This is a genomic window from Dietzia sp. UBA5065 (assembly GCA_002415925.1).
In the GTDB taxonomy this organism is placed as follows: domain Bacteria; phylum Actinomycetota; class Actinomycetes; order Mycobacteriales; family Mycobacteriaceae; genus Dietzia.
The window spans coordinates 1-9349 of sequence record DIAZ01000044.1 but is presented as its reverse complement, the minus strand read 5'-3'; the positions used below and the strand labels follow the sequence as shown (position 1 = coordinate 9349).

Genomic DNA, 9349 nt, shown 5'->3' with positions numbered 1-9349 from the left:
CTCCGAGCTGGGCGGGTACGCGATCGCCGCCTCGGGTCCGACGACCGAGGTGTTGGGCTTGAGGAAGATCAGGGGCTCGGCCGGGGCCTCGGACCCCATCTCCTCGGCGTGGTCGGCATAGTTCTTGCCGACGCACACCACCTTGGAGGCGAGGATCGGGGCGAGCAGCCGGACGTCCGCGAGCGGCCACTCGCGGCCGGTGAACTCCGGTGTCCCGAAGGGATGCTCGGAGATCTCGGCGCAGGTGAGCGCGGAGGGGTCGGAGATGTCCCCGCGGACCTCGACGAAGGCGAATCCCTGGGGGTGGGCGATACGGGCGAGACGCATGACCGCGATCCTAGGCCGTCCGCAGATCCCGGAGCGTCGCCACCCCACGGTCCCGCAACTCGGCCGTCTGGGCCAGGTACAACTCCGCACAGGCGAGTGCATCGACCAGCGCGTCGTGCGCGCGGTAGCGGGGCAGGCCGTACCGCTGTCTCGCCCCCCACAGCCGCAGCTCCCGCGGCGAGGGATCCGGGGCGAAGCCGCGGTCGATTCCCCCGCCGAGCACCCGTCGGTGGAGTTCGAGGGTGTCGACGGCCACGAGCGGCGGGCGCACGCCGTACGCCTCGGCGCACAGCGCCCCGAGGAAATCCAGCTCTATACGGGTGTAGTGTGCGACGAGGACCCTGCCGGTCAGCGCGTCGAAGATCCCGTCCAGGAACACCTCGACCCCCACCCCCGCCGCCACGGTGTCGTCCGTGAGGCCGTGCAGCGTGGCGCTCTGGCCCACCCCGTCGTCGTCACGGGTCCCGTCCGGCCGCAGAAGCATGGACTCCGCGCCGGCCAGCACGATCCGGTCCCCGTCGATCGGCACCAGCCCCACGGAGAGGACGCGGTCGCGGCGCGGGTCGAGTCCGGTGGTCTCCACGTCCATCGCCAGGAGGGGCAGATCCCCGAGGGGGGTCGCCGGTTCGGGCTGCGGCGTCTCCAGGTAGCGCCGGAGCGGACCGTCGGGAACGCGACGGGCGCTGCGCCGCCGGCGCCCCGCCACGGTGAGTCCGCCGAACATCACATCTGCCCGACGCGGTACTTCAGGGCCACCGAGCCCTGGGCCCCGGCGATGATCCGGAACGCCGCCCGCAGGCGGTTCCGGTCGGCCGAACTCAACATCGACGGGTCGACGTGGTTGTCCTGGGGATCGTCGTCCGCGATCTGGCGCGCGTGGTGTCGGTAGGCCAGGCCGCGGAGGTAGCGGAAGGCCTCCCCCAGGTTCTCGGCGTCGGACCGGCCGATCACGCCCGCTCCCGCCGCGGCGTCCAGTCGGCCGATCGTCGACACCTCCGAGAGCCCGGCGGACAGGGCGTGGAGCCTCGCGAGCTGCACCACCGGCGCGATCCCACCGGCCTTGATGTCCAGGGTGTTGCGGTACTCGCCGCGTCGGGCCACCACGAGCCCCCGGAAGAACCCCAGCGGGGGCTGCCAGTCGCACGCGATCCGCGCGAGGTGGGCGAGGAACCTCGGGCTGCCCACCGACCGCTCGAGCATCTGCGACCGGACGCGGAGGTACAGCGAGGTGTCCCCCACGACGGCGCGGTTGTCGAAGAAGACCTGGGCGTGCAGGACGGCGTCCGCATCCGGGGCCTGCACCCAGTCGCCCACCTGCCTCTCCCATGCCGAACACGTCCGCCTCCATCGCGGATTGGAGGCCATCACGTCGCCGGGGCACAGCGGGAACCCCGCTCCGTCCAGCCCGGCACACACCCGCTCGGCGAGCGCCGCGAAGTACTCGTCCGCTCCCGGGGTGGTGTCCGCGGCGTCGTCGAGGATCAGGGCGTTGTCCTGGTCACTGGCCACCCCGAGTTCGCCGCGGGCCTGGGAACCCAGGCCGACCCAGCAGTAGGGCACGGGCGCGGGCCCCAGGTCGGCCTCGGCCAACTCGATCAGCCGTCGGGTGGCGGCGTCCGCCGTCGCGGTGATCACGCGGCCGATGTCCTGCGGGGCGGTTCCCCGACGGACGAACTCCCCCACCAGCGGCAGCAGCCGGGCGGCACGCTCGGCCACCCCGGACGCGTCCGGGGCGCGGGAGATCCGGGCGGCCAGGTAGACGGGGTCGGTCTGCGCGAGCCGGAGCAGGTCACCGGTCGTCACCATGCCCACGGGAGCCCCGTCCTCGACCACCGGCAGGTGGTGGACCCCGCGCTCGATCTGCAGGAGGGTCGCGTCGAACGTCCGCGTCCGGGACTCGACCGTCACCGGGTCCGGGGTCATGATGGTCGAGACCGCCGCGCTCGTGTCCCCGCCGGTGGCGACCACCTTGGACCGGATGTCCCGGTCGGTGAGGATGCCCACGACCCGGCCGGACTCCACCACGAGCAGCGCCGAGACGCGGTGGTCGGTCATGATCCCGGCGGCCTCACGTACGGAGGTGTCCGGCGTGGCCGTCACCGCGTCCCGCGACAGCAGCTCGCCCACCGGGGTGCCGAGCGCGTCCCCGCCGGCCGCGGCGAGCCGGGCCGACGCGAGGTCCTCGCGGATCCGGTCGCTGCGTTCTCCGAAGAAGTCCCGGAAGCCCGGGTGCGCCGCGGCGATCTCGTCGAAGACCCCCTTGGACATCTCCAGCAGCAGGGTGTCGGCGACCGCCACCATCCGGTAACGGGAGGGCCCGGTGTAGGCCAGGGTCGAGTAGCCGAAGCAGTCGCCCTCGTCCCGCGCCTCGAGCAACGTACCGTCCGGGTCGCACACCTCCACGGCACCGGTGCGGATCACGTGCAGGGTGTCGTTCGGCGCCCCCGCCTCGATGATCACCGTCCCGCGGCGGTGGTACCGCTGGGTGAGCCGCGCCGGGATCCGGTCGAGCTGCTCGACGGGCAGCTGGTCGAAGGGAGCGCAGCGGGCGAGGAAGTCCCTCACCTCGGCAAGTTCGACGTCCATGCCCCCACTCTGGACGCCCGCGGCCCGCGGTGTGATCCGCTTCACGCGATTCACACCCGCGGGCCGCGGGTCGCCGGGGCGACCGGGGTGCCGCCGGGCCTAGCCGCTCACCGCTGCGACGATCCTGTCGCCCACGTCGGACGTGACCACCGGGGCGTCACCCCGCGTTCCCAGGTCGGCCTCGACGGCCGCCTCGACCCGCTCGGCCTCGGTCACCCTGCCCACGTGGCGCAGCAGCAGCGCCACCGAGAGGATGGCGGCGGTCGGATCGGCCTTGCCCTGGCCGGCGATATCCGGCGCCGACCCGTGGACCGGCTCGAACATCGACGGGTTGGTGCCGGAGGCGTCGATGTTGCCCGACGCCGCGGTCCCGATCCCGCCGGTGACGGCGGCCGCGAGGTCGGTGATGATGTCGCCGAAGAGGTTGTCGGTGACGATCACGTCGAAGCGCGACGGGTCGGTGACCATGTAGATGGTCGCGGCGTCGATGTGGCAGTAGTCCACCGCGACGTCGGGGAACTCGGTGGCCACCTCGTCCACGGTGCGCTGCCACAGCCCGCCGGCGTTGACCAGGACGTTGGTTTTGTGGACCAGCGTGAGCTTGCCGCGGCGAGCCGTGGCGCGGGCGAACGCGTCGCGGACCACGCGCTCCACTCCGAAGCGGGTGTTGACCGAGGTCTCGGTGCCGATCTCGTGCGGGGTGCCCACCCGGATCGCGCCGCCGTTACCGGTGTAGAGGCCCTCGGTCCCCTCGCGGACCACCACGAAGTCGATCTCCCCGGGGTTCTTCAGCGGGGTGGCCGAGCCCGGGAAGAGCCGCGACGGGCGCAGGTTGACGTGGTGGTCGAGCGCGAACCGCAGCGGGAGCAGCATGCCCCGCTCGAGGATTCCTGCCGGCACGCTCCGCGGGTCGCCGATCGCGCCCAGCAGAATCGCGTCGTGGCCCTTGAGGCTCTCGATGTCCGCGTCGGTGAGGGTCTCACCGTTGCGGAGGTAGCGCCGCGCGCCGAGGTCGTACTCGGTCTTCTCCACCCCGGGCACCAGGGCGTCGAGCACCCTGAGGGCCTGGTCCGTGACCTCGACGCCGATGCCGTCGCCGGGGATGACTGCGAGTTTCATGATCTGTCGCGTCCTCTTCGGTCAGGCCAGTGAGATCTGGGTGGCGGTGGCGTCGAGCTCGGAGATGATCCGGTCGACGGTCGGCTCGGCCACCGCGCGGTCCACGCGCAGGATCAGCGACGCGCCCTCGCCGTGGGCGTCCTGGCTCAGGGCCGCGGCCTGGATGTCGATGCCCTCGCCCCCGAGGATGGATCCCACCTTGCCGAGCACGCCCGGCCGGTCGGCGTAGTGGACGAAGAGGTTGTGCCCCTCCGCGCGCATGTCGAACCCGCGCTCGTTGATCCGGACGATCTTCTGGACCTGGTCCAGCCCGGAGAGCGTCCCCGTGACGGTGGCGGAGGCGCCGTCGGCCGCCACGGCCGTCACCGAGACCGTGCTCCGGTAGGACTTGGACTCGCTCCGGGTCTCCACGGTGTGCGAGACGCCGCGCTGCTCGGCCATCTGACCCACGTTGACGAAGGTCGCCGGCTCGTCGGTGATCGCGGAGAACATCCCGCGGAGGGCCGCCAGGCCCAGGACGTCGACCTGCTCGGCGGCGAGCTCGCCGGCGACCTCGACCCGCACCGCGGTGGGCACGCCCGGGCACAGGTGGCCGGCCATGAGACCGACCTTGCGGACCAGGTCGAGCCAGGGCGCGACCTCGTCGCCCACGGGGCCCCCGGAGACGTTGACGGCGTCCGGCACGAACTCGCCGCGCAGGGCGAGCAGGACGCTGCGCGCGACGTCGGTCCCGGCCCGGTCCTGGGCCTCGCTGGTGGAGGCACCCAGGTGCGGGGTGACCACGGTGTTCTCGAGGTCGAAGAGCGGCGAGTCGGTGCAGGGCTCGGTGTCGAACACGTCGAGCGCCGCCGACCGGACCTTGCCGGACCTCAGGGCGTCGACGAGCGCCGACTCCACGATCAGTCCACCGCGCGCGGCGTTGACGATCACGACGCCGTCCTTGGCGCGGGCCAGGCGCTCGGCGTCGAACAGGCCGGCGGTCTCCTTGGTCTTGGGCAGGTGCATCGTGATGATGTCGGCCCGCGAGACCAGCTCGTCGATGTCCACCAGCTCGATGCCCAGCTGCGCGGCGCGCGCGGCGGGGAGGTAGGGGTCGTAGGCGACGAGGTGGGTGTCGAATGCCGCGAGCCGCTGGGCCACGAGCTGTCCGATGCGTCCCAGGCCCACCACGCCGACGGTCTTGCCGAGCAGCTCGACACCGTTGAAGGAGCTGCGCTTCCAGGTGTGCTCGCGCAGCGTGCGGTCGGCCGCCGGGATCTGACGGCAGGCGGACAGGAGCAGCGCGACGGCGTGCTCGGCGGCCGAGTGGATGTTGGAGGTGGGGGCGTTGACCACCATGACGCCGCGCGCGGTGGCGGCGGGGATCTCCACGTTGTCGAGTCCGACGCCCGCGCGGCCGATGATCTTGAGCCTGGGGGCTGCGGCGAGCACCTCGGCGTCGACCGTCGTGGCCGACCGGACGAGGATCGCGTCGGCCTCGGCCACCGCCTCGAGGAGCTTGGGGCGATCCGGGCCGTCGACCCAGCGGACCTCCACGGCGTCGCCGAGCGCGTCGACGGTCGACTGGGCGAGCTTGTCGGCGATGAGGACGACGGGACGTCCGGATGCTGTCACAGTGGGATCTCCTCGGTGTCAAAATAGGCACCGCCAGTCTAGGCCACCGCGCGGGGCCCACGACCAGTGGCCGGGGGGTCGTCGGAGGCCTACCGTGGCGGATGTCACCGCTGGACCCATCGACGCCGACGAACGGACCACGTATGCCGCGCCCCTCCCTGCCGACCGGGTTCCCCGGCCGTCTGCCCAGCCCCTGGCTGCCCGTTCTCGCGCCCGCGCGGGGACCGACGGCGGTGGCCACCTACCTGCGGGCCCACCTGTACGGAGCGGCGGTCGGCCGCAGCATCCTCGACCGGTGCATCAGCGCGGTGGACGAGCGGGACCGGGCCCGTCTGGCCCCGCTTCGTGCGCAGTTCGATCAGGAGATCGCCACCGCCATCCGGCTGCTGTCCCGGCTGTCGCCGATCGGCACCCCGGGCCGACGCCTGGTCCGGCTCTCCTCGGCCATCACCCTGTCGGCCCTCCCCGTGGGTCCGGTGCTCTCCGATCCCCTGGCCCGGCTCGGGATCCTCGAGACCCTGCGGACGCTGGTGGTGGCCAAGCGGAGCATGTGGGAACTCCTCGCCGAGTCGTGGGTCGCGGACGGGCCGCCCGTGGGGGACGACGACGAGGTGGGCGGCACCCCCACCGGACACCTCCTGCGGGGCCTGGCCGACCAGGCCGCGGGTCAGGAGCGGCTGCTGGAGGACCTGCGCCGGACCTACGGCCTGGCGGTCTTCGAGTGAGCCCGTCCGCGCCGGTGCGCGCCGATATGGTGGTGGTGGGGTCCGGCCCGAACGGTCTCGCGGCCGCTCTGCTCTGCGCCCGGGCCGGCCGGAGCGTGGTGGTCCTCGAGGCCGAGGACACCGTCGGCGGCGGCTGCCGCACGCTCCCCATGGACGGGATGCCCGGCGACCTCGGCACCGAGCTCATGGTGGACCCCTGTTCCGCCGTCCACCCCATGGCGGGCGCCTCGCCGTTCTTCCTGGGGTTCGACCTGTCCGCGCACGGCGTCGAGCTGGTCACGCCCCCGGTCCAGCTCGCCCACGCGCTCCCGGGCAGGGACGCGATCGTGGTGCCGTCGGCGCCCGGGCCGGGGTCCCTCGCCGACGGCCTGGGGTCGGACGCCGAGGCCCGCGCCTGGTCGCGGCTCATGGGTCCGCTCGCCACCCGGACGCACGACGTGGTGGCCGCCGCGCTGTCCGATCAGCGGTCGGTCCCCCCCGTCGCCGCGACCGCCGCGCTCGGGGTGGCCTTCGCGCGCGCGCATCCGCGGGGGGCGCTCGGGGACCCGCTGGGCCCGGACGGCCGCACCCTGCTGTCCGGGATCTCGGCGCACGCGATCACACCGCTGTCGTCCCCCGCCGCGACCGGCGTCGGACTCGTGCTGGGGTCCCTGCTGCACTCCCCGCGCGGATGGGCCCTGCCGGTCGGGGGCAGCGGAGCGCTCACCGCGGCGCTGTCCGACGCCCTGCGCGAGGCGGGCGGCGAGATCCGGACCGGCTTCCGGGTGGGTTCGCTCGCGCAGGTCGACGCCCGCGACGTGGTCTTCAACACCTCCTCCCGGATCCTCGGCCGGATCCTCCTGGAGTCCTCGCCCTCGCCGGCGGTCGCCCGGCGCGCGCGGGCGCTCACCGACGCGCCGGTCGGCGGCGCGGCCGCCAAGGTCGATCTGGTGCTCTCCGGCCCGGTGCCGTGGCGCGATGCGCGCCTGGCCGGAGCCGGCACCGTGCACCTCGGTGGGGATTCCGCGCAGATCGCGGCGGCGGAGCGGGAGGTCGCGGCGGGTCGTCACGCGGACCGGCCGGTGGTGCTCGTTTCGCAACCGTGGGTGACCGATCCGGCTCGCGTCGCCCCCGACGGACGACGCCCCCTGTGGACCTACGCGCACGTGCCCGCGTTCTCCGAGGTCGACCAGACGGAACGGGTGCTCGCCGCCATGGAGGAGGTCGCCCCCGGCGTCCGCGACGTCGTGGTGGCGGCCCGGTGCACCCCCGCGGCGAGGATGGGAGACCACAACGCCAACTACGCCGGCGGGGACATCGCGGCGGGCCGGGTCGATCTCCGGGGACTGGTGGCCCGCCCGGTCCCCCGCACGGACCCCTTCGCCACGGGCGTGCCGGGGCTCTGGCACGCCTCCGGCTCGACGCCGCCCGGTCCGGGCGTCCACGGGATGGCCGGGCAGCACGTGGCCCGGCGGATCCTCGGAGGGCTACCGGCTCACTGGTAGGACACGAACCACGGCCGCGGCTCGACGGCCATCGTCTGCTCGGCGGTGAAGGTCGGCGTGTCCTCGTCGTAGAAGTTCTTCCACGCCATCCGGATGTCGGGCGACAGCCCCTGGCGCAGGACGCCCCACGTCTCCATCTTGAGACCCGGGGTTCCGTGGCCGTCCGCGTGCAACGCGATCGCGAGTTCGGGACGGGACGTGTCGATCCGGTCGCGGTTGCTGATCATCTCCGTGCTGAACTGGTGGAGGATGAGGAGCTTCTGCGGGCCGCCGGAGTCCCGGGTGAGGTCGGCCAACCAGTGGATGACCCGGTTGATCTCCTCGGCGTCGGCCGTGCCGATCTGCGCGCCCGGCTGCTGACCGGGCCTGAGCTTCCACTCCGGATCCAGGGCCAGTCCGACCCCGGGACGCCTGAGCAGGTCCTCGAAGATCGTCGCCTGGTCCAGCAGGTCCGCCATACCGGGCTGGAGGTCGATCACCGCGTATCCGCCCGCAGCGGTGATCGCGTCGACGAGCGGGACGAACACCTGCGGGTCCCACTCGTTGGTGAAGTTCCCGTCGGCTCCGGGACCTCCGGCGGCGACGGTGCCGATGATCTCGAAGGCCGGGATCACCGGTTCCGGGGAGAACGGCTGGTACTCCTCCACGAGCTGCCGCACCCGCGCCACGCTCTCCTCGGGCCCCTGCTCGCCGAGGATCCCGAGGACCGGTGTGATGGGCGAGCCGTAGGCCGCCACGAACCGCCGACCGGGGAACAGCAGCTGGCCCCCGCCCGGGAGCTCGGGGACGGTCCGCGCCTGCTCGATCCGGTCGGCCAGGTCCAGCTCGGTCCCCCAGCCGGGTCCGAGCGCGTACACCGCGTCGGCGTCCCTCACCGCCTCGACCGCACCGCCGTCCACCCGCGGGTCCGGGGCCCGGAGGTGGGAGACCGCGGCGCCGGAGGCGACGGCGGTGGCGATCGCCGCCACGGGTGTGCCGTCATGGACGAGGACCCTCGGGGCGTCGTCACCGTCCCACGCCGGATCGGCGGCCGCGAACGGTTCGGAGGCGGCACCGGCGTCGCCGCCGGCGGTGAACTCCCCCACCACCATCAGCGACGGCCTCCCGGGGACCTGGTGCACCGCGACCTCGTCCACGCGGTCCGCCGGTAGCGGCAGTTCGGAGTCGAAGGTGATGCCCGTGAGTTCCTCGAGTTCCGCCCGTCCCGCCGGGGCGTCGACCACCTCGCCGTCGTCAGGGGTGAAGGTCACCGTGCCGACCCGGAGCACCCGCTCGGCACCGAGCCGCCCCACCTCGTCGGTCAGCGCGGCCTCGCCTCCGGGCACCGCGGTGAGCATCGGGGCGCGCAGCCCCACCGCGACCGAGGCGGCACGCGCCTGGGCGGCCGGGTCCGGCGCCGACACCACGACCACCGGTGCCGACTCCACCAGCAGGCCCGTGGTCTCCACGCCGGAGCCGTCGGCGTCGACCGCCACCTTCGCCCCCTCCGCCCGG

8 protein-coding genes are annotated in these 9349 nt (G+C 73.6%); 2 read left to right on the top strand and 6 right to left on the bottom strand.

Going from position 1 to position 9349, the window contains the following annotated elements; genetic code table 11:
• The 5 genes from B4M60_RS03125 to serA form a co-directional block, all read right to left on the bottom strand.
• Positions 1-327 (bottom strand): fumarylacetoacetate hydrolase family protein (locus tag B4M60_RS03125; RefSeq protein ID WP_291080194.1); only part of this gene is annotated, 327 nt, incomplete at its 3' end.
• Positions 328-337: 10 nt separating this feature from the next.
• Positions 338-1051: an exonuclease domain-containing protein gene (locus tag B4M60_RS03120; RefSeq protein WP_291080192.1), complete on the bottom strand. Its 714-nt coding sequence runs from the start codon at positions 1049-1051 to the stop codon at positions 338-340.
• Positions 1051-2913 (bottom strand): DUF294 nucleotidyltransferase-like domain-containing protein, encoded by a 1863-nt coding sequence (locus B4M60_RS03115; protein WP_291080190.1) that lies wholly within the window; start codon positions 2911-2913, stop codon positions 1051-1053. Before B4M60_RS03115 ends, B4M60_RS03120 begins: the two co-directional genes overlap by 1 nt.
• Before the next feature lie 99 nt (positions 2914-3012).
• A complete protein-coding gene (locus B4M60_RS03110) occupies positions 3013-4032 on the bottom strand; it encodes a 3-isopropylmalate dehydrogenase (protein WP_291080188.1) in 1020 nt (339 codons plus the stop codon).
• Positions 4033-4053: 21 nt separating this feature from the next.
• A complete protein-coding gene (gene serA, locus B4M60_RS03105) occupies positions 4054-5646 on the bottom strand; it encodes a phosphoglycerate dehydrogenase (RefSeq protein ID WP_291080186.1) in 1593 nt (530 codons plus the stop codon).
• A 143-nt stretch (positions 5647-5789) separates the two neighbouring features.
• Between serA and B4M60_RS03100 the strand changes: the two genes are divergently transcribed.
• The gene (locus tag B4M60_RS03100) at positions 5790-6371 is read left to right on the top strand and encodes a hypothetical protein (RefSeq protein ID WP_291080184.1); all 582 of its coding nucleotides are present in this window, start codon (positions 5790-5792) and stop codon (positions 6369-6371) included.
• A 14-nt stretch (positions 6372-6385) separates the two neighbouring features.
• Positions 6386-7855, top strand: coding sequence for an NAD(P)/FAD-dependent oxidoreductase (locus tag B4M60_RS03095; RefSeq protein ID WP_349679605.1), 1470 nt, complete (start codon positions 6386-6388; stop codon positions 7853-7855).
• On the opposite strand, the gene B4M60_RS03090 is transcribed toward B4M60_RS03095, so the two are convergent.
• Positions 7846-9349, bottom strand: a 1504-nt coding sequence (locus B4M60_RS03090; protein ID WP_291080182.1) for a hypothetical protein, incomplete at its 5' end; no start/stop codon positions are given. The two genes, B4M60_RS03095 and B4M60_RS03090, sit on opposite strands and share 10 nt — an antisense overlap.

Excerpts from the sequence above, each read along its gene's own strand:
- B4M60_RS03120 (WP_291080192.1), bottom strand. The coding sequence starts at position 1,051 with ATGTTCGGCGGACTCACCGTGGCGGGGCGCCGGCGGCGCAGCGCCCGT.
- B4M60_RS03115 (WP_291080190.1), bottom strand. The coding sequence starts at position 2,913 with ATGGACGTCGAACTTGCCGAGGTGAGGGACTTCCTCGCCCGCTGCGCT.
- B4M60_RS03110 (WP_291080188.1), bottom strand. The coding sequence starts at position 4,032 with ATGAAACTCGCAGTCATCCCCGGCGACGGCATCGGCGTCGAGGTCACG.
- B4M60_RS03100 (WP_291080184.1), top strand. The coding sequence starts at position 5,790 with ATGCCGCGCCCCTCCCTGCCGACCGGGTTCCCCGGCCGTCTGCCCAGC.